The sequence below is a fragment of the Flexithrix dorotheae DSM 6795 genome, assembly GCF_000379765.1.
GTDB lineage: Bacteria > Bacteroidota > Bacteroidia > Cytophagales > Flammeovirgaceae > Flexithrix > Flexithrix dorotheae.
Genome location: NZ_KB903455.1, coordinates 41341 through 67137, shown reverse-complemented (window position 1 = coordinate 67137; position 25797 = coordinate 41341). Strand labels below are relative to the sequence as shown.

At 36.3% G+C, this 25797-nt stretch carries 15 protein-coding genes and 1 tRNA gene; 11 read left to right on the top strand and 5 right to left on the bottom strand.

The window, feature by feature from the left end; genetic code table 11:
- Together A3EM_RS0124675 and A3EM_RS0124670 are read right to left on the bottom strand one after the other, a co-directional pair.
- On the bottom strand, nt 1-7168 hold a 7168-nt coding region (locus A3EM_RS0124675), incomplete at its 3' end, for a PKD domain-containing protein (RefSeq protein ID WP_157638065.1).
- Between the two features lie 610 nt (nt 7169-7778).
- The gene (locus tag A3EM_RS0124670) at nt 7779-9461 is read right to left on the bottom strand and encodes a sodium:solute symporter (protein WP_020530928.1); all 1683 of its coding nucleotides are present in this window, start codon (nt 9459-9461) and stop codon (nt 7779-7781) included.
- Between the two features lie 310 nt (nt 9462-9771).
- Here A3EM_RS0124670 and A3EM_RS0124665 point away from each other — a divergent pair, with 310 nt between their 5' ends.
- The 5 genes from A3EM_RS0124665 to A3EM_RS46215 all read left to right on the top strand — a co-directional run bounded on the left by A3EM_RS0124665 (nt 9772) and on the right by A3EM_RS46215 (nt 18965).
- The gene (locus tag A3EM_RS0124665) at nt 9772-11076 is read left to right on the top strand and encodes a pyridoxal phosphate-dependent aminotransferase (RefSeq protein ID WP_020530927.1); all 1305 of its coding nucleotides are present in this window, start codon (nt 9772-9774) and stop codon (nt 11074-11076) included.
- Nucleotides 11077-11236: 160 nt separating this feature from the next.
- Nucleotides 11237-13594 (top strand): TonB-dependent receptor plug domain-containing protein, encoded by a 2358-nt coding sequence (locus A3EM_RS0124660; protein ID WP_020530926.1) that lies wholly within the window; start codon nt 11237-11239, stop codon nt 13592-13594.
- Nucleotides 13595-13756: 162 nt separating this feature from the next.
- Entirely contained in the window at nt 13757-16456 is a 2700-nt protein-coding gene (locus A3EM_RS46220; RefSeq protein WP_157638064.1) for an ATP-binding protein, read from the top strand.
- Between the two features lie 970 nt (nt 16457-17426).
- Nucleotides 17427-18020: an OmpA family protein gene (locus tag A3EM_RS0124645; RefSeq protein WP_020530923.1), complete on the top strand. Its 594-nt coding sequence runs from the start codon at nt 17427-17429 to the stop codon at nt 18018-18020.
- A gap of 42 nt (nt 18021-18062) precedes the next feature.
- Nucleotides 18063-18965, top strand: a complete 903-nt coding sequence (locus A3EM_RS46215) for a helix-hairpin-helix domain-containing protein (protein WP_020530922.1) — start codon at nt 18063-18065, stop codon at nt 18963-18965.
- A gap of 832 nt (nt 18966-19797) precedes the next feature.
- Here the strand turns inward: A3EM_RS46215 and A3EM_RS0124625 are convergent.
- Together A3EM_RS0124625 and A3EM_RS0124620 are read right to left on the bottom strand one after the other, a co-directional pair.
- Nucleotides 19798-20178 carry a hypothetical protein gene (locus A3EM_RS0124625; RefSeq protein ID WP_020530919.1) on the bottom strand — a complete coding sequence of 127 codons (381 nt, stop codon included), beginning with the start codon at nt 20176-20178 and terminating at the stop codon, nt 19798-19800.
- A 128-nt stretch (nt 20179-20306) separates the two neighbouring features.
- Nucleotides 20307-21533, bottom strand: a complete 1227-nt coding sequence (locus tag A3EM_RS0124620; RefSeq protein ID WP_020530918.1) for a M20 family metallo-hydrolase — start codon at nt 21531-21533, stop codon at nt 20307-20309.
- Between the two features lie 292 nt (nt 21534-21825).
- On the opposite strand from A3EM_RS0124620, the gene A3EM_RS0124615 reads away from it, so the two are divergent.
- Together A3EM_RS0124615 and A3EM_RS0124610 are read left to right on the top strand one after the other, a co-directional pair.
- Entirely contained in the window at nt 21826-22473 is a 648-nt protein-coding gene (locus A3EM_RS0124615) for an RNA polymerase sigma factor (protein ID WP_020530917.1), read from the top strand.
- Nucleotides 22474-22515: 42 nt separating this feature from the next.
- Entirely contained in the window at nt 22516-22797 is a 282-nt protein-coding gene (locus A3EM_RS0124610) for a hypothetical protein (protein WP_020530916.1), read from the top strand.
- Between the two features lie 57 nt (nt 22798-22854).
- On the opposite strand, the gene A3EM_RS48225 is transcribed toward A3EM_RS0124610, so the two are convergent.
- Nucleotides 22855-23544 carry an FKBP-type peptidyl-prolyl cis-trans isomerase gene (locus tag A3EM_RS48225; protein WP_245576548.1) on the bottom strand — a complete coding sequence of 230 codons (690 nt, stop codon included), beginning with the start codon at nt 23542-23544 and terminating at the stop codon, nt 22855-22857.
- A gap of 240 nt (nt 23545-23784) precedes the next feature.
- Here A3EM_RS48225 and A3EM_RS0124595 point away from each other — a divergent pair.
- The 4 genes from A3EM_RS0124595 to rpiA all read left to right on the top strand — a co-directional run bounded on the left by A3EM_RS0124595 (nt 23785) and on the right by rpiA (nt 25788).
- A tRNA-Ala gene (locus A3EM_RS0124595) sits at nt 23785-23858 on the top strand.
- Nucleotides 23859-24135: 277 nt separating this feature from the next.
- The gene (rpsU, locus tag A3EM_RS0124590; protein WP_020530913.1) at nt 24136-24330 is read left to right on the top strand and encodes a 30S ribosomal protein S21; all 195 of its coding nucleotides are present in this window, start codon (nt 24136-24138) and stop codon (nt 24328-24330) included.
- 265 nt (nt 24331-24595) lie between these two features.
- Nucleotides 24596-25054, top strand: coding sequence for a GNAT family N-acetyltransferase (locus A3EM_RS0124585; RefSeq protein WP_044239717.1), 459 nt, complete (start codon nt 24596-24598; stop codon nt 25052-25054).
- Nucleotides 25055-25110: 56 nt separating this feature from the next.
- Nucleotides 25111-25788 (top strand): ribose-5-phosphate isomerase RpiA, encoded by a 678-nt coding sequence (gene rpiA / locus A3EM_RS0124580; RefSeq protein WP_020530911.1) that lies wholly within the window; start codon nt 25111-25113, stop codon nt 25786-25788.
- The last annotated feature ends 9 nt before the right edge of the window (nt 25789-25797 follow it).

Here is a 25797-nt window from a genome sequence, read left to right as displayed (position 1 = left end):
ATATCACTGGATCAGATGTTGGATTCGGATGAACATTATATTCCCGGATAGCCAGATGTGTACAGCCTGAATCTGTCGTCACACGCAATGCTGCTGTGTAATTCCCAACCGTAGTAAATGTTCGAGTGATCGTTGCATCACTTATCAAGGTATCCGCTGTAAATACCCCACCTGAATAATCGTAATCCCACTCATAACTCACGATATTCCCTACTGACCCACTCCCATCCAAGGTAAACACTGAATCAGAACACTGACTCAATATCACTGGATCAGATGTTGGATTCGGATGAACTGTAACCACATACTGAGCAGTGTCTATACAACCATCTGGGGTTTCCATTTGTAGAGTTACGGTATAATCTCCTGGTAAGGCATAAATATAACTTGGGCTGGTCAATGCATTACCCTGAACATTAAATCCTCCAACACCATCAAAATCCCAGGAAAAAACGGTATTAGCCACATCTATTGGATGAGAAGGATCTGAGTATCCTACAAAATTAAAAGTAGACCCTGCACAATCGTTATCAACTTCAATTATTGCAAGTGGATTAGTAAACACTTCATAATCGAAGGTGTCTAAATTGGTGCACCCTGAATTAGTCGTTACTTTTAAAGCCGCTGTATAATTACCCGTATTTTGGAATATTCTTGTAATGATAGGAATTGTTACGGAAGTATCTGCGGAGAAAGTTCCGTTGTAATCCCAATCCCACTCGTAAGTAGCAATTGTACTTGGTGCTATTACGCTCGAAGAACTTGCATCCAAAGTAAATACTGAATCGGCACATAGACTTGTAATAGCTATTTCTGCATCAGGAATTGGATGAACCACGATATTTTTCACGAATAGATCCGAACAACCAGAATCCGAAGTAATCAATAATGCAGCCTGGTAATTTCCTGGTATTCCATATGCTCTACTTACCTCGGGAGTGGCAAAAACTGAATCTGCACTAAATGTACCTGAATAGTCAAAGTCCCACTCATAAGTAGAAATTGTTCCTGAATATGGAGCGAAATCAAATGTTCCTTCAAAATCAAATAAAACTTCTGCACACTCATTATCCACTGTAATTCCCCCTACTGGATTCGGGTGTATGGTCACCTGATCTAAGTATTCAGTGATACACCCCTGGTCAGTTGTCAATCTTAAATAGATCGGATAGGTTCCTGGAGTAGCATTACTATAGTTAACAGTAGAATCTCCGGTGAGTCCTGTTTTTTCAAAAGAGCCATCATTACCAAAATCCCACTCAAATTTCGCAACCCTTCCAGTCATAATTGAATAAATCGCTGCGACATTAATAGTAGAATCTGCACAATCGGAGGGTGCGTCAATGGACACGTCAAATGCATTCGGATGAATGGTGATAGTTTTGGTCGCTATTCGCTCACAATTATTGATTGTTATCACTTTATAATTAATATCATAGTCTCCTGGACCAGGGAAAATTTTGGATGTATTACCACCGGTTACCTCAAAAACACCGTCATTGTCCAAATCCCAGTGGTGAGAGGCTATTGTACCTCCTCCACCAATGGAAGAGTTCTGAGTAAAGTCCATTGTATTACCATCACAAACATTTGTAAGTGTATAATTAAAATCAGCTGTTGGATAAGGGTCAATAATCACTGATTTAATCACTTCATTGGCGCAGCCTTCAGCAGTTACAACTCTCAATCTTACATCAAATGTCCCGGTTGAAGGGAATACATAAGAAGTAGTTGGTGAACTAAATGTGGAATCAAATGTTCCGTCATTGTCATAATCCCAATCATATTGGGCAATACTGTAAGCAGGAGTTCCTCCATGTGATGCAGATGCATCAAATTGAGTAGGCTGGCCTTCACAAGGCTGAGTATAACTAAAATCAGCAACAGGTACTTGAATCTTTTTTAGGTATACATCCTGCGAATAGGAATAGAAACAACCATCATCCGTTTCAATGGTCAGTTCAAATGGCACATTGATTTTAGCCGAATCAGTTTCATCTATTAAAGTACTAATATCTACACCATAAAGTGAGGGGTCAGCTATGTAATAACTCACATTTTTCCCTGTCTGAATGTTTCCATCGAAATCCCATGTATAACTATTTACATTGAGTGTATCCGGTATATCAAATCCTTCATACAAAAGTACTGTATGTCCATCACAGGCATTCAAGTATTGAAAGCCCGGAGTGATGTCAGGGATGGAAACTGTTTTCGTGCTGATGGAAGTACAGTTCGTATTAGAAGTAATTCTTAAAGCTACAGTATATTCCCCAGGAGTGGCGTATTTATAGACAGCAGATTCAGCGGCTCCTTGATTACCAGAAGCATCAGCATTAAAGGTTGAACCGTCATAATCGAAATCCCACTCATACAGAGAAATAGATTGACCTAAGGCAGCGGTAGCAATAGTAGCAGCACTGGCATCGAAGGTAATATTCTGATCCAGACAGGTTTTGGTGTAATTGAATTCTGCTGTAGGAAAAGGATTCACCCTAACATTAATATTTGTAAAATCGAAACAACCGTAATTACTTCTCACCCTCAATCGAACTACATAATTTCCTGTATCCAAATAGGTATGGGTTGCTGTTTTGGTATTTCCACCAGCCGAATAATCATTGGTAAAATTAGACCCGTCATAATCGAAATCCCATCTGTGTTGGTTTATTCTTGGATTTGGTCCGGTTATTCCTCCTGCAATACTTGAAGCACTTGCATCCAATGTTAAAGAAGAACCAAGGCAAACTTCTACTACAGTTGTAGCAGACAAATCAGCCACAGGAGTTGGACTAACTTTTACGGTTTGGGTTAATTCTTCAACACAATTGTGATTTGTAGTCAGTCTTAACCTTGCTGTATAAGTACCTACTCCGGGATATACGTGCGTTGGCCTGTCTAAAGCCGCCCCAGATTGATCAAAAGTACCATCATTATCAAAATCCCATTCATAATTAGTGATTACACTTGCACTGATGTTGGCTACAGTAGAAGCTCTGGCATCGAACTCAATTGTACCTTCATCACACTCATCATCATAATCAAAATCAGGTTCTGGAAGTGGGTATATTTCAATTGGCACTGTTCCTACAATTAAGCTATCACAATTATTACTGGAAACAGCTCTCATTGCCACATCGTAAACCCCTGCGGCTGTAAAAGTATGCGTAGTATTTAAACTGGCTGCAGGATTATTGGCAAAAGCATCTACATTAAAATTAGTCCCATCGTAATCGAAATCGTATTCAATTCTGGTTACAGTGTTTCCTCCCGGAGCAGTAGCCAGGTTTTCAAAACTTACTGCAACTCCTCCCGGAACAAAACATACATTGTTTCCAGAAATGTCAAAGTCAGGAATTGGATTTTCATTGAATGTAACGGTAAAATTATCCGACTGATCACAAACTACATCTCCTCCATCATCAATCCAGATTCTTACGGTATAAGTATCTGTTCCGGCTACATTGTTCACTGTAATTTGGGAAACATCAGTAGCAAAAGGAGTTCCTGACCCATTCAAAAACCACTCATAATGCAGGGTGCCCATGGGAATGTTATGAGAACTATTAAAAGCTGAAATGGTCTGCGATCCATCATTTACACAATATACCTGATCGGAAACGGCTACTGTAGGACAGGGATATACTCTTACACTTAAAACAGGATCAGGCCCTGATTCACACCCATATATATCTTTTAAAAGCATACTTGGCACATACAATCCCGGGTTGGTATAAGTATGCGTTTCAGTTGAATCTAATGCAAATCCTGTAACAACTCCATCACCAAAGTTCCATGAATATTCATTAGCCACAGAATCGGATGTTCCATTGAAATGAAGCGTGAATGGTTCGTAACCTCTTCTGTCATCCACACCAATATCATCCTGGGTTGTAAAACTTCCGGTAGGCCCTTTTACTTTTACTACATCATAAACAGTCACCATATCGGTACAACCAAAATTATCAACCACAGTATAAGTTACATCATAATCACCTGGTTTTTCATAGATATGAACAGGGTCATCAAAAACTGAGGTGGTCCCATCACCAAAATCCCAAAGCCTTGAAACAATTGTAACAGAAGGTGCCGCATAAGTTGAGGTATCCGTAAATTGCACAGCCGCTGGAGGACAAGAATAATCTGTAGGAGCCGCCATGAATCCTGCCTGTAGTGGAGGTCCAAGATTCACATCAATATTTTTGGTTAAGGTATCCCGACAGCCATAAACATCTATTATTTCCAAAGAAATATCATGATTTCCATCAGGAAAAACTGCTGAAACATTTTTCCCACTTCCAAGAGTAACTGCCGGGGCAGTGGTAAACCAATTAAAAGTTAAAGGCCCTATTCCGGTACTATCCACTTCAATAGCTTCCAGTTCAATAGTGATATCTGTACAACTTCTTACAGAATCGATGGTAAATTCAGGATTTGGACTTGTGGGATAAATGGCCACATACCTCGTACTGGTACATCCTGCCAAAGTAGCTATAGTTAAAGACACATGGAATGAATCAGTTTGGGGAATTAAAACTGAATCGAAAACATGATTAAAATTAGCAGCGTTGCTGATAGTATCTCCATTGATAGCCCAGGCTCTATAGACGATTGCGTCATTGGAGATGGTCTGATCTTCAAAATCTACTGACAAAGGAGCACATCCTGCAGTTTGATTTACACCAATAATTACCTGTGGGTCTTTAATGGAAATCCAGTCTACAAGCGTAGTATCAAGCATACATCCACCATAATCAATTTCTAACTGAACAGTATAATCTCCTGGCTGGTCGAAAAAAACAGTAGGATTTCTTACATTTTCGGTGAAGTTTATAGTACCATTGTCAAATGTCCAAAGATAACTGTTCGCACCGGCAATTGGCGTACTGAAATCTATGGTATTATCTACACAAATTGATGTATCAGAAGCTGCTGGTTCCATAAATGGAATAGCAGGAGGCATTGTTACCGTCTCTGTATAAGTATCCACACAACCTGTACTATTATTTCTCACCCATTGAAATATATCTACATTTGTACCTGGAGTAAAATTTAAAACAGGATTAGGATCGGTTGTATAAGTGTCAGTACCTAAGTGGTCTGTAAATCTGTAATATAAAGAATCTGCTCCATCAGAATTATCGGTAACAGTTAATTCATAAGGACTACATCCATCAGTATTTTGAAAAAAGTGAGCTCGGGGCGCCCTGATTTCAATTGTTCTTGTTTCTGGTCCATTAAGACATCCATTGGAATAATACCACATGCTAACAGTGTAAACTGCTGGCACCAAATTATCATAAGTATGGTTTGCATTTCCATTAGTAATAGCATCAATTGATCCATCACTGGTAAAATCCCATCTGTATTCTACAGGGTAAGTATTATCAACCGAAGAATTATTCGTAAAGACTACATTAGTACCATTACAAATAATATTTTGGGAAGGAGTAAAATCTAAATTATTTGGTTCAGGACCTACAATTATATAAGCGGTTTGGGTAGTGGTTTCATCGCAGGTAGCATTGTAAGCCCTTAAGGTCACATCATAAATACCCCGGTTGTTTAAGGTAAATGATGGTTCAAAAGAAGTAGAGGTTGCGGAATATCCAAACTCATTTGAAATAGTCCATTCCCAGTTGGTAGCCGGTACAACAGAAGCATTTAAGGTGTTTGTAGTATTATCGAAAGTAGTTGTAAATCCTGTATTTTCACAACCCTCCAGCGCATTTGCGGTAAAACTTGGTGTAATAGGAATTGACCTGATTAAGATTACTGTATCTGCTATACATCCCTGAGCATTTTCCACCTGATACCGGACAAAATGATTCCCATGACTGTTAAAAGCAATATTTCCAGGAACTTCATTAGTGTTATCAAATGTGCCATTATTATCAAAATCCCACCTATGTGCGGTAGCATTAGGATTCCCTGATCCATCAAAAAACACATCAAAATTTTGCTCACAGTAATTATTTTCGTCTACTGTGGCAATGGCCTGAAGTTCTGGATTTACCGTGATATAAGTATTTTTTGTTACTGTTCCCTGACAAGTCATTAGCGAACTAGTGTCTGTCACTGTCATTGTCACATTGTAAGTAATAGGAGCAGCTGTGTTATTGATGTAATTAAAAGGTGGTGGATTGTGCCCGGTAGCATCCTCCAAACCGTCCCCATCAAAATCCCAGGAGACTTTTTGGAAACCAAACTGAATATTAGAATCATCTGTAAATGTAACTGCCATTGGGGAACAGCCGGAAGTAACATCTGCGGAAAAGTCCTGAATATAATCATAAAGCTGAACTGCCCCAACCATTAAAGTATCATCAAAACAACCACTTGGGTTATCAGTAACCCTCATTCTAATATCAAAAATAGTAGAAGCCCCAACTCTGTTAAAAGTATGGGAAGGATTTGCACCTACTGCATCGAAAACACCATCATTATCAAAATCCCATTCGTATGTAAATGGTCCAGTTGCTGTAGTAGTAATCGCTTCACTAAAATTCACATTTAAAGAAGGTCCACAGGCAATTTGTTCGGAAGGAGTAAAATTGGCTTCTAACTGGTCAATTACATCTATATAACCAGGAAAAGTAATGGCACTTTTACAACCATTGATGTCCTCCACAAAAAGTTTCACATCATGAGAACCCGGAGTTGTAAATGTATAAGTTGGATTATTTCCCAAACCAACACCTCCATTTCCAAACTGCCAAACAGTTTTAGTAGAATCTAATGGAGCATCTCCTGCTATGGTAGTATTGCTAAAAGTAACTGTAAGAGGAAGGCATCCACCTGTGCTGGAAGCTGTGAAGCTGGGCGTAGGCCCGGCAAATACATCAATAAACGCATTTTTGGTAATTGTTTCATCAGTACCATCATCATAATAAATGGTGAGACTTACATCATATTGACCATCCGTGATGTAAATTGTGGCTGGTTTTTCCAAAATGGAATTGGTTCCATTACCCAAATCCCAGGAATAACTGTCTACGGTTTTTCCACCATCAGGAAATGGTTCAAACAATACGGTTAATGGTCCACACCCGGAAGTAGAACTTCCTGCCTGGACATCAAAGTCTCCCTGTCCGACTGCCTGAAATCCCATCAAAAATAATGATGAGAAAATGATGGCCCTGAAATATAAATATACCTTATTTTCCACGGTCTGTTAGCTTAGTTATTAGATCTTAAATGCGTTTTCTCCAACTAACCGGAGTTTGGTCAGAGATTGCAAAATCCTTGTAAAAACTATTCCAAGACCTGGAATTAAAAGGGCTTAACCACCAAGTAAATTACATTGTAAAGAATCTTTGAAATTATACTACAGAAAATGTTAATATACTCCTATTTTTCATCTAAAAGCTTTGATTCTTATTTTTATAAGAATTATAATCAACTGTATTTCAATCGATTACAATACACCAAAAAATATTTGGCAATTTTCTGTTTCGGGTGGATAAAAAAAGACAGAAACATTATTTCTTAGGAACATTTATTCATTCTATTTCAAAAAATCACCTGGAGAAGTTCATTCTATTAACAGTCGATATTAAATGGATGTTAAGTATTCGAATATTTTCCCCAAAAAATAATGGCTTATTTTTACTAAAAAAAGCAGAATTAATCACTGTTATTTTGAGCAGGTAAAAGGTATCATTTTCCTTGCCTTATTTAGGAAAAAGCTTTTTAATATCCTGGATTTATAAAAAAACAGGGTGGCTAATTGCCAACCCTGTAGGTATTCTTTTATATCTCTAAAATAAAATTTCTATTTACCAGAAAATTCCTACCACAACAGCAGTAATTAATAACAAAATAATGGATAAGGTTCTGTAATTTTCGTACCAGGGTTTGCCTTTTAGTTCCCTGGTTTCTTCAGTAAAAATATCCTTTTTGTAAGTCATTTCGGCTATTTTTTCTGCTGGAGGAGGTGCAGTTACCAAACTTACCAATATGATGACCAATACACAGGCAAAGAATAATCCGGTAGCTATATGCAGAAAATGGATATAATAAGTTGCGGTTTCTTTGTTATATAAGGCCAGTTTTGGAAAAACTTCGTGTACCCCAGCTGCCAGAGTATCTCCATTTTGGATTAACAATATACCGGCAATAAAACCAAATATAAACCCGGCAAACGCACCAGTTCCATTTGCCCGTTTCCAGAATAAGCCTAAAAGAAAGGCTGCCACAACTGGTGGGGCAATATATGCCAACACGATCTGGAGATATTTAAAAAGAGAATCGAAATTTTTGATATTAGGCGCCCATGAAGCAGCCAGAATCACCAAAATTACCGTTGCTATCTGTCCGGCCCTTACCAATTGCTTGCTTGTCATTCCTGGTCTAAGCTTCGAAACAAAATCCATGGTAATTAAAGTAGAGGCCGAATTGAGTGTGGCGCTAATACTGGAAGACATGGCAGCCAAAAGACCCGCCAAAACCAGTCCTTTTATGGCTACAGGTAAAAGGTTAAACACCAATGCTGGATAGACCAAATCGGGATTATCCAAAGCAGGGAAAATGTGCTCTGGCATGGCAATAGCCATCGTTCCGGGAAGCACCATTATCAGGATAACCGGTAATTTTAACAAACCGCCAAATAAAGCCCCTTTCCTGCCCTGATCCAAATTTCTGGCACTAAGCACTCTCTGGACCATAAACTGATTATTGGCCCAAAAATAAAAACCTAAAATCGGCACTCCGGTAATTAATCCGGTCCAGGGTACTCCGGGGTCATCCATTGGCCGGATGAGGCTCAACATGTCTTCAGGGGAATTTTTCAAATCTCCAGCTGCAAATTTCGATTCCATGGCGGCCATTACATTTCCCCAGCCTCCTACGGCTTCAAAAGTCATGTAAGTGAGTATAATTGAACCAATAATTAATAAAATAGCCTGAATTACTTCGGTGTGCACCACAGAGGACAGCCCTCCAGGAATTGTATAGGCAGCTGCAGCCACAGCCAAAATGATGATAATTACCGATCCGGGAATAGTTGGAAATACCTGTTCAAAAATTAAAGATCCAATATATAAAGGTGCGGCTGTTTCTATAAGTACATTCCCAATGAGCGTTGTAAATGAAAAATAATATCTGGACCGGGAATCAAATCTTTTTTCCAGAAATTCTGGCATGGTATACACCTTGGATTTCAGGTAAAATGGGAGGAAAAACATGGAGAAAAACACCAGAATTACCACCGCAGACCACTCGTAGTTAAATACTGAAATTCCCGTACTATATGCATCCCCAGCCAGACCAATTAATGTAGTGCTGGAAATATTGGCCGCAAATAATGATATTCCTACAATCGGCCAGGTCATATTTCTGCCTGCCAAGAAATAATCTTCAGAATTGCTTTGTTTGGCATGTTTCAATCCATACCAGATCATTGCAATTATATAAATCAACATGATGGATATATCAATCCAGCCTAATGTAAATTGTTCCATATTTACTATTGTTTCGCTTATTAGTAAAGTAATAATTGTAGATGCAGGTGAAGATATAGGTTAATCCACAATTAGAAAAGGATAATTAGTGGCGGAGATCAAAAATTTATTCCGTAAACGATTACAATCTTTAAATTTTTAAGAATTTTCGGAAAATGGGACGAATTAAATTTTGTTTAATATTTTAAATACTTTTTTATCAAATACTCAAATATTCCGGTCATTCCTGATTTTTATCGCAATAGATTTACCAATTAATTAAATAAATCCTCACTTTTGTATCTCAATTTGGAAAAAGCGAAAAAGGGAAATGAGACAAATTCTGTTAAGAGAAGGTGCAAAAGAACTGACTTATGAAATCAGGGGAATTGTAAAAAAGGCGGAACAAATTAGCAAACTTGGTCAGCAGATTTATTGGGAAAACATTGGTGATCCGATCCAAAAGCACAACAAAATGCCTAATTGGATGAAAGACATCATTATTGATTTATTAAGGGATAATAATACCTATGGCTATTGCCATTCCAAAGGAGTGCTGGAAACCAGAGAATTTCTGGCTAATGAAACCAATCAACTGGGTGGAGCACAAATAACTGCTGACGATATTTTATTCTTCAATGGACTTGGTGATGCCATATCCAAATTGTATCAATTTATTATCCCTACCTCCAGGGTAATTGGGCCATCTCCAGCTTATTCTACCCATTCTTCAGCTGAAGCAGCCCATGCCAACCATCATCCAATCACTTATAAACTGGACCCGGATAATAACTGGTATCCTGATTTGGAAGATCTTTACCTGAAAGTAAAATACAATCCAAACATTGTCAGTATTTTGATTATCAATCCGGACAATCCCACCGGAATGGTTTATCCGAAAGAAATTTTAGAAAAGATAGTCGCTATAGCCAAAGAATTTGACCTTTTTCTGGTGAGTGATGAAATTTATACCAATATCACTTATAATGGCGCTGAATCTCATCCACTGGCTACTGTAATTGGCGATGTTCCTGGCATTGCCATGAAAGGAATTTCCAAAGAATTACCCTGGCCCGGAGCAAGATGCGGATGGATAGAATATTACAACAGAGACAAAGATTCGGAATTTGACAAGCTTTGTAATACGCTGGACGATGCCAAAATGATTGAGGTTTGTTCCACTAAATTACCTCAGTTGGCCATTCCGAGAATTTTTCCCGATCCACGGTACAAAACTTATAGGAAAGAACTGAATGAAACCATAGGAAAAAGAAGTAAAGTAATTGCCGATATTCTTGGGGAAATTCCTCAGCTCAAGTTCAACCACACCAACGGAGCTTTCTACAATACCATAATTTTTGAAGAGGGTGTACTGAAACCACATCAAAAACTGAAGATTGCAAATCCGGAGATAGCTGAACTGGTAGAATCCAAATGGATCACAAACGATATGGCACTTGACAAAAGATTTGTGTACTATTTATTAGCAGCAAAAGGGGTTTGTGTAGTGCCGATTTCCTCATTTTGCTCTGATCTTCAAGGCTTTAGAGTCACACTTCTGGAAGAAGATGAAGATTTATTACATGAGATTTTTACTAATATTAAAGATGCCCTGATTGAATATTTTGAGTCTTAAGCGCTTACTTTTTTGAAACGACTCTTCTTTTTTTATTCAATTTAAATTTGTTAGTATACTATAAAGTACCTGTCTATTTTTGTGAAATAATTATAAAATTGAGGAAATTGCTAGTTACTTAGTTAACTTTCTTTATTATTTCAACAGTTATAATAGTCAATTGAAAAAAGAAAAATTTTCTTTTCTATTTATCCTGATAAGTTATTCTTTTTTAGCCTTACCTGTATTGGCTCAGGAAGATAGCTTTAACCAGAGAGATGTGCTTGGTGCGGAAAGCCTGATTTCCCCAAAAGAGCAAAATATCCAGGAAGTCATATCTGCAAGCCGTTCCAGTAAATCCATTGAGGACCTTCCTCTAACAGTATTTGTAGTAACTGGTGAAGAAATTCATAAAAATGGGTACAATTCTCTGGTGGATGTTTTAAAAATGGTCCCCGGCATAAAAGTTTCACAACCCGGATCTGGTGAATTGGGAGATATGTTTTTGATGAGGGGACTAATCGGAAATCTATATACCAAAATTCTCGTCAATGGCATTCCCATTCAGCCGTCTACTTTAGGAGGAATTCCATTAAGTTATCAGTTGCCTGTGCGACAGGCGGAGAGAATCGAATTTATTTATGGGACCAGCGCAGCAGTTTATGGAGCCGATGCTGCAGTCGGGGTAATTAATATTATTACCAAACAGGCAGCCGATCAATCCTTTGCTCAGGCAGATGCAGAAATTGGACAGTTTGGATATAGTTACCTGAATTTTACTGCAGGAGGAAAACTGGGAAATGGTAAAAACATTGTCAATTACACCCTTTATGGGAGCATGTACGACAGAAAAGATTTGAATGTGAAATATAGGGACGGGGAAAATTACAATCCCCTCAGTTATTTTGTAGTCAATCCGGACGATTGGAATATTCCGGGATTATCTCCCCTTGATGTAGATGAGGAGTTTTTAAGAACCAACGGAATTGATCCACAGGAATTTATTAATAATAATTATTTCCCTTTTTATCAGGGAACTGTAAACGATGGCACTACCAATAACCTTCCCCAAAACAGTAGAATGTTTGGGTTAAATTTAAAATATAAAAACCTGACCGTTTACTTTGATGACATGTCCCGAAAAGATCATCCGTCACTGGGGAAATCTACATTTTATTATTCCTTTGCCAGACCAAATGCCTTTTATGGAGAAAATATTAAAAGGATTGCTTTAAATTATAACCAATCCTGGTCTACTAAATTCCTTACTGAAACCAACATTAGTTACCTCAGGCACCGCCTGAATAATAGCTCCACACTTTCAGTTAATTATTTTAGTGAAGGTTTGGGCAGTTCTTTTATCTATTCTGCCACCGATGATATTTTTCTTGAGCAGTTAATTACCTATTACCCAATTAATAACCTGGAAATTGTAGGAGGTTTGTCCTATCAGATTTCCAGTAATTTACCGCAAACCAATGAATTGAGTGAACCATTTAATATCAATAATTACCAACCATTCACCAACCACAGGCCCCCACCCCACCCTGTTTTTGGCAATTTTGGCATAAATCCCATAACATTTACCAACATTGCCCTTTTTGGGCAGGTTTATTACAATAAAGGTAAATTTAACATTACTGCAGGCTTAAGAGCAGATGAAAATTCAATCTATGGATTGAGTATTAATCCAAGAATTGCAGGGTTGTTTAAATTAAATGAAGAGATGGCCATTAGGGCTTCATTTGGCACAGCCTTTAAAGCACCAAGTACTTCCATTATTTACAATTCGCTGGCTGTAGTTTTTGATAGCATTGAAAATACGGTAGTTTATCCAATTACTCCAAATACCAATATTAAACCTGAAAGATTTTCAAGCTACGAGTTAGGTTACCGATATAAAATCTCTGAAAAAATTTCTTTTGATTTTTTACTTTATTCCAATCAGATAGAAGACCTGATTAAAGGCCATGTTACTAATGTAGATCCCGAAGAATATCCCAATGTCACTCCCGAAGATACAGAAACCAGGACTAATATTAACCATTCGGATGCAACTTCATTTTTATTCGGAATACAGGGTACACTAAGTGCAAATGAGTTAATTGAGTCCATTCATTTGGGTTTCGATTTGGCTATTACCAAAACAGAAGGTTTTGAAAACCTGGAAGGAAATGAAGGAAGAATTAATGATTTCAGAATGATGCCCGAATTCATCGGACAATTGCGGATTTCCTGTGAACCAGTTAACAAACTTTATTTCAATTTTGAAAATACATTAATGGGAAGCTGGTACAGAAGATATACCCCCAATCTGGAATCTTTCAATAATCCTTTTTTTGAAAATAAAGGGTTTTATACACTTGATCTATTTACCTCATATGAACTGAGTGAAAATTTAAAGACCTTTGTTAGAATAATAAATGTATTTGATGAAAAATATGGTGGAATTGGTCCAACTGGGCTGGATGTAGACATGATTTATAATCCACAATTGGGAAGAAATATTCAATTTGGTTTTAATTTTAAGATGGATTAGCAGAATGTACTCAGAAAATTGAGAATTATAGATTTTTCATATTGCAGGATATTTTCCACAATCAAGCTTGCCCGATTTTCATATCTGGTCCTGTTAATCCTTTATTTACCGTTTTCCACCTTTGCTCAAACCCCAAATAACTCACATCAGGATAGTCTACTTGTGATTAAATCCCTAAAAGCAGCACAAAATGCCATTGATGATGCACAACTGGATACTGCTCAAAGACTGGCCGAATATGCCTGGACCATAGCCAATAAATACGATTTTCAGCAGGAAAAAGTCAATAGTTTATTGATGCTTTCTCAAATTGGAAGGAAACAAAATGAATCGGGAAATGCCATAAAATTCTTACTTGACGCTTCCAATTATCTGGAAAAGGCTAATGATTCCTTAGGTGTTAGTGATATAAAATTTGAACTTGGTGAAATCTACTTTCATATTGAAGCTTATCAAAAAGCCTATGAATATTACCTGCAGTCTTTCGATTATCTACCATTTCAGCATAAAAAAAACGCTTACCTTGTAGCCTTGGAAAAAGCAGGAATTTGCGCAGAAAAATCGGAAAATAATGACGAAGCCATTACCATCTATTCCAAGTTACTTTACCATTATAAAACTACCGGAAATACAGATTGGGTGGAATCTGCTTTAAAAAATCTGATCAATGCTTTTAACAGAGGTAACCATTATAAAAATGCTCTGGATTATAATTACGAGCTCCTGGAAGTCTATTTCGCCAAAAAAGATTCTTCAGGATTAGCCAATACCTACAACAATCTTGGCTACAATTATTCCAGGCTTAATGAGCACCAAAATGCGCTTGGTGCATATCAGCTTGCGCTAAATCTGGATAAAAAAAGAAATGAAGAGAACAGACATCCGAATACACTGGTCAATATTGGAATTTCCTACCAAAATCTGGGTGATCAAAACAGAGCTGTGCTCAGTTTAAAAGAGGCTTATAAGATCCGAATTCAGAAAAACCACTATGGAGAAGCCGGAAGAATCCTAAATATTATAGCCCAGATTTACCTCAAAAATAAGGATTCTTACAATGCGCTAAATTATAATTCAGATGCTATTGCCATTGCTAAAAAAGGTGACAACCTCCAGGTTTTGGTACAGGCCTATCTCACCCAGTCACAAATTTACCAGAACCTGAATGAGTATGAAAAAGCCCTGGAATATTACCAATCTTATTTTCAGTTGGGAGATTCCCTTTTGATGGCTGAAAAAAATGCCCTCGCTGCCAGTGAACAAAAAGAAGCGGTTATCGAAAAACGAGACCAGGATATTAAACTGAAACTTGCTGATGAAGACAGAAAAGATCAGGAAAATAAAAGACTGCAATTAGAGCTGGAAAAACAAAGTCAGGAATTAGAATTAATCCGGGCAAATCAGCAAGTGGAAAATTACATTATCCGGGAACAACAACTCGATCAGGAAAGGCAAATGCAGACCCTTTTGGCTAAAGAACAGGAAAGAACCATTGAACTTTTGCAAAAGGAAAAGAAGATTAAGGACCTGGAAATTCAGGAGAGGGAAAATGCAAGAAAGGAGGAATTAGGCCGGATAGAATTATTGGAAAAAAGCAATGAAAACCAAAAACTTCAGCTGGCCAACCAAAACCTGAGATTGGAACAGGCGGAAGCCTCCCGAACCTGGATGACTGTAATTACAGCCCTGGTTATTTTAGGATTTATCATGTCAACTGTCTGGCTGGTCACTTCCAGAAAGCAAAACAGAAAACTGGCCAATCACCAGAAGGAAATTCAGCTAAAAAACAAGGAACTGGAATTAAAAAACAAAGAGGTTTTAGCACAATCTGCAAATCTAAAAAAGGCCAATGAGGAAATCCGCTTAAGCCATACAGAGCTTGAACAAAAAACAGAGGAGATCATGGCTCAGGCAGAAAAACTTCGGACAGCCAATATAGAAATAAAACAAAAAAATGATCAATTAGAGCTGAAAAATGAGGAAATCGCCACTCAGCGTGATGCCATTTCAAAGTCATTTAAAGAGCTTGAAATAACCCTTAAGAAACTAAAATTCACCCAGACTCAACTGGTAGATGCAGAAAAAATGGCTTCTCTTGGCCAGCTCACAGCCGGCATTGCCCATGAAATTAACAATCCTATTAATTTTGTTTCAGCAAATGTAAAACCTCTAAGAAGAGATTTTTCTGAAATTAAAGAGTTAATCGATAAAGTGAGGGTATTTTATAATAATGGATCGAGCCCGGAACATGCCAGAGACATTAAAAATTTTGCGGAGGAGATAGATATTGATTTTATTCTGGAGGAGGTGGAATCCTTAATAGCCGGAATTGAAGAAGGAGCGTTCAGAACAAAGGAAATTGTTTCTGGTCTTAGAAACTTTTCCAGAAGGGATGAATCAGACTTTAAATTATCTGACATTCATCAGGGGATTAACTCTACACTTACTTTATTAAAAAGCAAATTCAAAAACAGGATAAACTTAAAAATTGAATTTGGAGATATTCCTAAAATAGAATGCCACCCGGGACAATTGAACCAGGTATTTATGAATATCCTGAACAATGCTTCCCAGGCCATTACCGGTAAAGGAGAGGTCACAGTAAAAACTGAACCTGGTCAAAAAAATAAAAACATCAAGATTAGTATTTCGGACTCAGGTAAGGGTATTCCAAAAGAAATTCAATCAAAAATTTTTGAGCCATTTTTCACTACTAAAGATGTGGGTGAAGGTACCGGACTGGGCCTATCTATTTCCTATGGCATAATAGAAAGGCATAATGGCTCCATTAAAGTGAAAAGCCAGGTAGGCAAAGGAACTACTTTTACAATTACTCTCCCTATAAATCAGCCTAAAGGCTAAAACCACTTGAGGTAGCCTTTCATAAGAATATTTGAAAATTATGTAAGGTTTTAATTTTTTTCAGCTTTACTTTGCGCAATTTTTTAAACATAAGGGCTGATTATGCCTAAAAATAACATCTTGAAAAATCAATTTTAGATCAAACATGACGTAAGAAATTTTTTATTTTTTAAAAACCTTAACATTTTTTTCAAATAAAAGTTAATTATCTGAAAAAGAATTCTAAAACTAACGTATAAAAAAGAGAGTACAATTTAGTTTTATTGTCATGTAATTAATTTAATAGTAAAAAAAGTAATTATTAGGACAATAATCAGTTTAAAAGTAAAACAACATATAATTTAAAAAACGGGCTATGAAGTATCTAAAATCCGAATTTGTAGTAAAAAAAGGGATAGACAAATTAGTTGCCGCTACCATGTTCATTTTGATGATCATTGCTTTATCAACACAATTTGTTTAATCACCTAAAGAAAATTTCATGCATAATGTCATCAGGTAAAGGGAATTGCTAACTTAAGCGATTCCCTTTTTTCTTTTCCTGCCCTTTTCAGTTCTACCCCATTAGTCCAATAACGTTCCTGTAGGTAATTCCAACCCCCAAACCATTCCACTCAACGAATTCTGAGGCAGTATTTAATCTTCCCCACTAATTTTGATTCAGTTGATATTTTTATCGTTACATTTTGATTTTTCTCAAAAAAAATATTTATATTAAACGATATAAAATTTTAGATTCTATTCCGGCTGGCAATATACTGCAATACTATTTTCACACAAACACAATAACATTTTACAAACAAACTTATTGTAAGTGTTTTTTACTTTTCATTTGGATTTTCTCTTATTAAAACAAAAGGAAGGATATTCTTTATCCATTTTTTTTGGCTAAGAAATCAACCTGAAAACTGAAAACCCATACTGTACAACCAATACCTGTATTTAAAATTTTAACCGAAACTTTAGTTTTATGAAAATTATTTTTACCGGATTATTAAGCTTTTTTATTTGGGCATCCGGATCCTCTTATTTTTATGTCTGCAAAATAAAACACATGTGCCCTACTGAAGACTGTATAGATTGTGAGGAGGATAATCTTGTCGCTGAAGAAAAAATGATTCCACCCGCTACTCCAAAGGAAGAACCAAAAATAGTGGAGGAACCAACTCCGATCGTAGAGGAAACCCCTTCAGAAGCTTCTGCCAAAACATTGGAAGAAGTGGCATATCTGGAATCAGGTCACATCCAATTTGCCCTTAATTATCCGGAAATGATAAACCATGAGGCCAACAAAAACTTTATGAGAAAGCTTGCCTCATTCCTTAAAGAAAATCCCGAATATACTGCTGTACTATCCGGTAATACCTGTGATAAAGGAGAAGTTGCAGCAAATAAAAAACTGGGACTGCAAAGGGCAAATTATGTTGCTAAAGTTTTAATAAGATCCGGAATTCCTGAAGGAAGAATAGAAACCCTTTCTGAGGGAGAATCAAAACCACTGGTACCCAATACAGACGAAACCGCCAGGGAAAAAAACCGAAGAGTAGACATCATTCTTAAATAATAAACCAACCCAACCTTCTCATAACATTAAACATCAATCAAAATGAATGAATTATTTTTTATACTTTTTGTATTAACCGTTGCCTTTGTAATTGGATTTATTACTGCCTGGGCCTATTTCAAGGAAAGATGGAAAAAACCCTTCGGGCACCTTCAGGGTGAAATGCTTAAGATTAAAGCTGAAAATTCAAGTCTTAAATCTGAAAATACTTCTTTACAAAATAAACTGAAAGAAGCAGAGGATAAAAACGGATTGCTTGTTAAAAACATGTCAGAACTTGAAAACAAAGAAAAAGCCCATAATAATTTAGATGAGGAGCATGAACAGGAGGTGCAGCATTACAAGCTGAGATATGAAGCCAGTATTTCTGAAATGGATGGTATGATGGAAGAAATTTACAGGTTAAGGGAAAAAATGGCTGAAAAAGATGAGATCATAAGAGAAAAACCAATTGTAATTTTTACCGATGCCAAAGAAGAGGAGAAAGATGACCTTAAAAAAATTCTAGGAATTGGTGCTTTCATAGAAAAGAAACTCAATAACATTGGCGTGTATACTTACAAGCAAATTAGTGAGTTTGATGAAGAATTAGTAGAACGGGTGACCAATGCCATAGAATTTTTCCCAGGTAGAATTTACCGTGATAACTGGATCGGACAGGCAAAGGCCCTAATGGAACAAAACGGTTTAGTCGATCATGACACACTTCTTCATATGAAAAATAAACATGATGACCTGAAAGTAATTAGTGGTATCGGACCATTCATTGAGAAAAAGCTAAATAAAATCGGAATTATATCCTACAAACAAATAAGTGAGCTTGACCATGATGATGTTCAAAAAATCTCTCAGCTTATCGAATTCTTCCCGGATAGAATTTACAGGGAAAACTGGATTGGACAGGCTCAAAAACTGGTAAAAGAACAAATGGCTAATCATGCCTGATATTTAATTTGATCATTACAAACAAAAAATCCCGGAGCAAAACTCCGGGATTTTATTATTTTAAAAATATTCACTTTACTTTACCACCATNAATGTTTTTATTTAAGTCTCAACTTCACTCCTACTCCATAATCTGATTNTGATATATTTTGATTCATATTCCCATTTCCAAACCCTAAGCTCTGGTTGTTTACTTTAGGCTGATTTTGCTGAATCATAGCACTACTTCCTTTAAAATTTGTAGGTACTGATTTCATTAGGGAATAATTCGAGATATTCTGAATTTCATTTGCCTCAACTTTACTTTCACTATTTGCTACTTTTACTTCTTCATTCTGCTCTTCATTTGCCATGTAATTTTGCTCTGTTTGAATTGGACTAGCATTATAAGCCAATAAATTTTCCTGAGCATTTACATTTATAATAGTAGCTAATAAAATAATGATTGAGATAGCGAATGTTTTAATTGAGTTTTTCATGATTTCTGTTCTTGTTTGAGTTTGTGTTTTTATTATGTCTCAAATATGGCAGTAATTTCCCAGGCCCGAAATTCAATTGCAGTGAACGGGAATTATTTGGAGTAATCAGGAATTTTTAGGGAGGATTACTATTGAACCAATGCCAATATGGTTGTTAATTATATCGTAGAATTCTTCCCGGATAGAATTTACAGGGAAAACTGGATTGGACAGGCTCAAAAACTGGTAAAAGAACAAATGGCTAATCATGTCTGATATTTGATTTGATCACTACAAACAAAAAATCCCGGAGCAAAACTCCGGGATTTTATTATTTTAAAAATATTCACTTTACTTTACCACCATGAATGTTTTTATTTAAGTCTCAACTTCACTCCTACTCCATAATCTGATTTTGATATATTTTGATTCATATTCCCATTTCCAAACCCTAAGCTCTGATTGTTTACTTTAGGCTGATTTTGCTGAATCATGGCACTACTACCTTTAAAATTTGTAGGTACTGAGTTCATTAGGGAATAATTCGAGATATTCAGAGTTTCATTTGCCTCAACTTTACTTTCACTATTTGCTACTTTTACTTCTTCATTTTGCTCTTCATTTGCCATGTAATTTTGCTCTGTTTGAATTGGACTAGCATTATAAGCCAATAAATTTTCCTGAGCATTTACATTTATAATAGTAGCTAATAAAATAATGATTGAGATAGCGAATGTTTTAGTTGAGTTTTTCATGATTTCTGTTCTTGTTTGAGTTTGTGTTTTTTTTATTATGTCTCAAATATGCCAGTAATTTCCTAGGCCCGAAATTCAATTGCAGTGAACGGGAATTATTTGGAGTAATCAGGAATTTTTAGGGAGGATTACTTTTGAACCAATGCCAATACGGTTGTTAATAATACATTGGCTCCGGTTTCAATTTTATCTATTGGAGTAAATTCTTTAGGATTATGGCTGATTCCTTTTTCACTTGGTACAAAAATCATGGCTGTTGGGCAAACTTTTGCCAGCATCTGAGCATCATGTCCTGCTCCGCTGTACATTCTTTTTTGGGATAGCCCGATCTGTTGAGCAGCCTGTTCAATCCATTGGCAAATCCCATCATCAAAAATCACCGGGTTGAATCTGACTAATCGCTCCATTAATATTTCAACACCTTCAGCTGCAGCTGTTTTTTCTGCAAACCTCAATAATTTTTCTTCCGCTAATGTCAACCGGGCATTGTCTGTATTTCTTAAATCTACCGTAATTTTAGCCGATCCAGGAACTACATTTATAAGATTTGGCCCAAATTCTATCTTGCCTACTGTGCCCACCTGATTCCCGCCAATTTCATTGACAAGAGTTTTCACATAGGCACCAATCTTCATGGCCACCAGTCCGGCATCCTTTCTTAATGCCATTGGAGTAGTGCCGGCATGATTAGATTCTCCTTTTAAATCAAAAGCTGTCCAAGAAATTCCCTGCAAGTTTTCCACCACACCAATATCCAGTTTTTCCATTTCCAATACCGGACCTTGTTCAATATGCAGCTCAATAAAAGCTGCAACTTGTAAATCTCCACAATGTAGTTCTCCTTTATAACCAATTCGATGAAGTTCGGATTCGAGAGAGGTTTTGGACCCATCCATAGAAATAGCCTGATATGCCTCTTTCAATTTATATTGACCACTAAAAACACAACTTCCCACCATATCTGGCGTAAACCTCACCCCTTCTTCATTGGTGAAATTGGCAAGAATAACAGATCTTTCTGTTTCAATACCCTTATCATTTAAGGTCTCTATCAACTCTAATCCAGCCAATACACCCAGACTCCCATCGTATAATCCCCCTTCTCCCACTGTATCCAGATGCGAACCAGTCATTATTCCCGGGAGATCATTTTTCCCTTTCCTTAATCCAAACATATTTCCAATCTGATCTATTTTTACTTCCAGACCAGCCTGAATCATCCATTTTTTCAACAAATCACGGGCAGCTTTATCTTCATTGGAAAGGGAGAGCCTGGTTACACCACCACCTTTCAAAGCTCCTATTTTTCCCATCTCCGAAATTCTGGATTGAAGTCTTTTAATATTGATATGCATAATTAAAAACAGGATTAGTAAAACAATTAACCAGGTTGGATAAAGTAAAAGGCTGCAGTAGGAGGAACCATCTCTTCCTAATATTAATAAAAACCGGATTGAATTATAAATTTCCAGCCAACCGATTATTGAAAAATTTCATTGTTTGATTACATTACCACCTAATTTTATTAAATCTGGGTGATTCACATTGGGAATTAACTGGTTGACAATTTAATCAGACGAACTCACCAAAATTTTTACTTTCAAATGTATATTTGAAATTCTGATCATCCTTAAACTACAGCATATCTTGCATAAGCCAAAACAAGATCTTGAAATTGAATTAGCCATCATAGAACAGGCTAAAAAGAAGCCAGAAGCATTTGGGGTGCTTTATGAAAAATATTACAAGGAAATTTTCTATTACATTAATAGAAGAGTAGATGATGTAAATACCACCTCAGACCTCACCTCACAGGTGTTTTACAAGGCAATGGTGAACCTTAAATCATACAAATTCAAAGGATTCCCATTTTCCTCCTGGCTCTATAGGATTGCCACCAATCAGGTAAATGAGTTTTACCGAAAATCAAAAAACCAGCGGGTAATCAACCTGGAAGATCAAATCATTTTAAGGCTTTTTGGAGAATTGGAAGAGCAACCTGAAAAAGAAGAAGACAAAACCGGATTACTTATTTCTTTGTTGGAAGAATTAGAAGAGCATGAAGTTCAGCTGTTAGAATTACGATTTTTTGAAGAAAAACCATTTAAGGAAGTCGCTTTTATCCTGGACATTACCGAGAACAATGCTAAAGTGAGGACGTATAGAATAATTGATAAATTAAAAAAATTAGCCAAAGGCATAGATCCACCAGAAGTAAATGATTTTCTAACGCTTTGCCCGGTTTTAACGCTGTTTATTATGGAATTAATTAAACAGGTACCGGCAACAATTTAAGAGGAAAAAGTAATTAAAGTTGGTGAATTAGGTAAAACTGAAATGAGTAATAAATATAAGATAAATATAAACAAGCCAAAACCTTCAGAGAAGGAGGTAGATCTGCACAAAAACTTTAACCGGGTACTTTCGCAATATAAACGATCTCATACCAACAAGCGAAAACCCATGCACAAAATCCTGAATAAATTCAATAGGTTTATGTCGTTATTCATTCTCATAATTGTACTATTCCTGGTTATCTTATTTATTAAGATGTATATTTTGGATAAAAAGGAAAATGAACAACAAACTCCTCAACCTGAAATAGAATCTGTGAAATGATAATGATTGAACTACAAGGTCATTTTCTCTGCAAATCAACATTACGGGTATAAATTTTTATTTATACCCAATACTTTCCACCTCAAAATATAAAACTGAATTTGGGGGAATAGTCCCAGCCTGTTTTCTGCCATACCCAAGTTCAGGGGGAATTCTGATAATAGCTTTAGACCCAAATTTCAATTTTGCAAAGGCTTCATCCCAGCCTTTAATCACCCAACCCACACCTACGGGAAAGTCGAATGGCTGCCCTCTGTCCAGTGAACTGTCGAATTTGGTTCCATCTTCCAAAGTTCCGGTGTAATGCACTAAAATTTTCTTTCCCTTCACAGGTAATTCACCATCACCCTCTTCCAGTAATTTAATTCCCAAACCCGAATCTGTAAAAACAAAACCATCTTTAATATATTCTAGGTTAGGTTCAACTATCCTCCAATCCTCAAGAGCGGCATTAATGAACAACATATCCACGCCTTTAAATTTATACTGTTTATTCCTGGCATAGCCAATTAAAGTAGCCAGCTGCGCTTCGGCCGAATCGGGCAAATTCAATTTTACAGCACCTTTTTTCCCTTTTACAAAAAAATAGGAAGCTCCTTCGATAAACTTAGCACAAGCTTCCGGCAAAAATTCATTTTGGTAGCAATAATCAGCTTCTTCGGGAATTTCCAACTCACAATTACAATCCTGGGCGATGGAAAATTGGGTAGTTATGGCAAGAATTGTTATAAACAATATTGGTTTCATCTTAAAAAATATTTGTATTAAAAAAATAGAATGGACCACTGTTTTTAAACATCAAAAAAGCGGAAATATTTATAGAAAAGCTCCACTTTTTTATTTTTTGGAAATGGTTAGAAGATCCAGGTTAAGAATCCAAAAATATTTAGGGCATTAAGGCATATTCAAATCATTTTTTCGAAAAATAAACACGTATTGGATTTGTAAAATAATTAAAATAATTATATTTGCATCCTCATTTATAATGGGGGATTAGCTCAGCTGGCTAGAGCGCTACGCTGGCAGCGTAGAGGTCATCGGTTCGACTCCGATATTCTCCACAATTTTAACCCTAACCCATAAAAAGGTTAGGGTTTTTTATTGATGTTTTCCTCCATTTCCAAAATTCTTCAAAAAACCGGCTTCAAACCAATAATTATCTTAATCTTCTTAAGAAATAATCCACATTCTAATAAAAAAAATATTACCTTTGCACCCTGTTAATTGAATTAGATAAGAGAGGGTTGAAGGATATTACAAAATACTCCTCCAAAATCTAAGTTTGAAATAAGTCAATAATATAAAAAATAATATTTTCCATAATTACAATTTTTATTTATGCTAATAATTAAAAAGAAAGAAAATGAGTCTATCGAAAAGGCTTTAAGACGTTACAAAAACAAAGTAAGAAATGTAAAACTTCATGATGAAGTGAAAAACAGAAGGTTTTTCGAAAAAGATTCTGTTAAGAAAAGAAATGCCATCCTGAAAGCGGCATATAAAAACAGAAAAGCTCAGATAGAAGCTAACTAGTGAGCAAAAAATAAGGTGTAGAAACAGACCGATCTTTAGCGTCCGGAAAATCGCCTTAATTTAAGTCTGTGGTACAGGAACTCCACAAAACATTTTGAATTTTGCAGCCCTCTTATTGTGGCTCATTTTTTTCAAAGGAATTCTAATCTCGCTCCTTATTTTAGGAATAAAGGACAGAAAATAGTTGTTTTGGTAAAGACAATTGCTTTTTGTCCTTTTTGTTTTTCATCAAATAGCATTTTTTCAACTTTTTAAGCTTTTTCAGGTGTTTGAAATAATTGAATTACCCAAAAGCTCCACTCCACCAATAGAATTGCTTTTATTAGCAGATCCCTCCCCTGCCTTAATTGAAACCTATTTGGCTAATGGGAAATGCTTTATTGCTCAAAAACAGGAGTTGACAATTGGTGTAATAGTCATCTCACAAGAATCGCCAGGACTCCTGGTAATTAAAAATATTGCAATAGATGAGCATTTTCAGGGAATGGGAATAGGTAAACGCCTTCTACAATTTGCTATAGATTTCGGAAAAAATTCAGGAAATAAAAAGTTAATTATCTGCACTGGAAATTCAAGTATTAATCAACTAGCTTTATACCAGAAAATGGGATTTGAAATAGAAAAAATCAGGAAAAATTTCTTTCTGGACCATTACCCTGAGGCTATTTATGAAAATGGAATTCAATGTAAACATCAAATAGAATTAGCCTTCAGTTTTACTTAAAATAATTCGAAGTAAAAAACTTGTTTTTTTAGGGAAACAATGCAAAAAATTTTAAAATGAGCAATTCACAAGTCGAAAAAAAACTGGCTGCAGAAAAAGCGGTATCGTTCCTGAAAGATGGAATGGTAGTAGGTCTTGGTACAGGAAATACTGCGGAATATGCGATCAAGGCTATTGGAGAATTAGTCAAAAAAAATGGCCTCAGGATAAAAGGGATTCCCACTTCCGAGAATTCAAAAAAATTAGCTGAAACTTTAGGCATTCCCCTCACAGACTTTTCCAAAGACACTTCCATAGACATTACAATTGACGGTGCCGATGAATTTGACCCTTATTTACGATTGATTAAAGGAGGTGGAGGTGCTTTATTAAGGGAAAAAATTGTGGCTTCTGCTACCAAAAAGAATATTGTGATTGTAGATGCTTCAAAAAAAGTTAACCGGTTAGGAAAATTCCTGCTTCCTGTGGAGATAATTCCTTTTGCCAAAGAACTGATTATTAAAAAATTGGAAGAATTAGGGCTTTCTCCAAAGATTAGAATGGATAAGGACAGACCATTTCTTACCGATGAAAACAACCTGATTATTGATTTAAATATCATTCAGCAACGAAATTTAGAGTACCTGGAAAAACGGTTAAAATCAATTCCGGGAATTGTGGAAACAGGTCTATTTCTATCCACTACAGGCATGGTAATAATGGGGGAAGGAAATGAAGTGAAAACCTTTGAGTAAACAGATTAC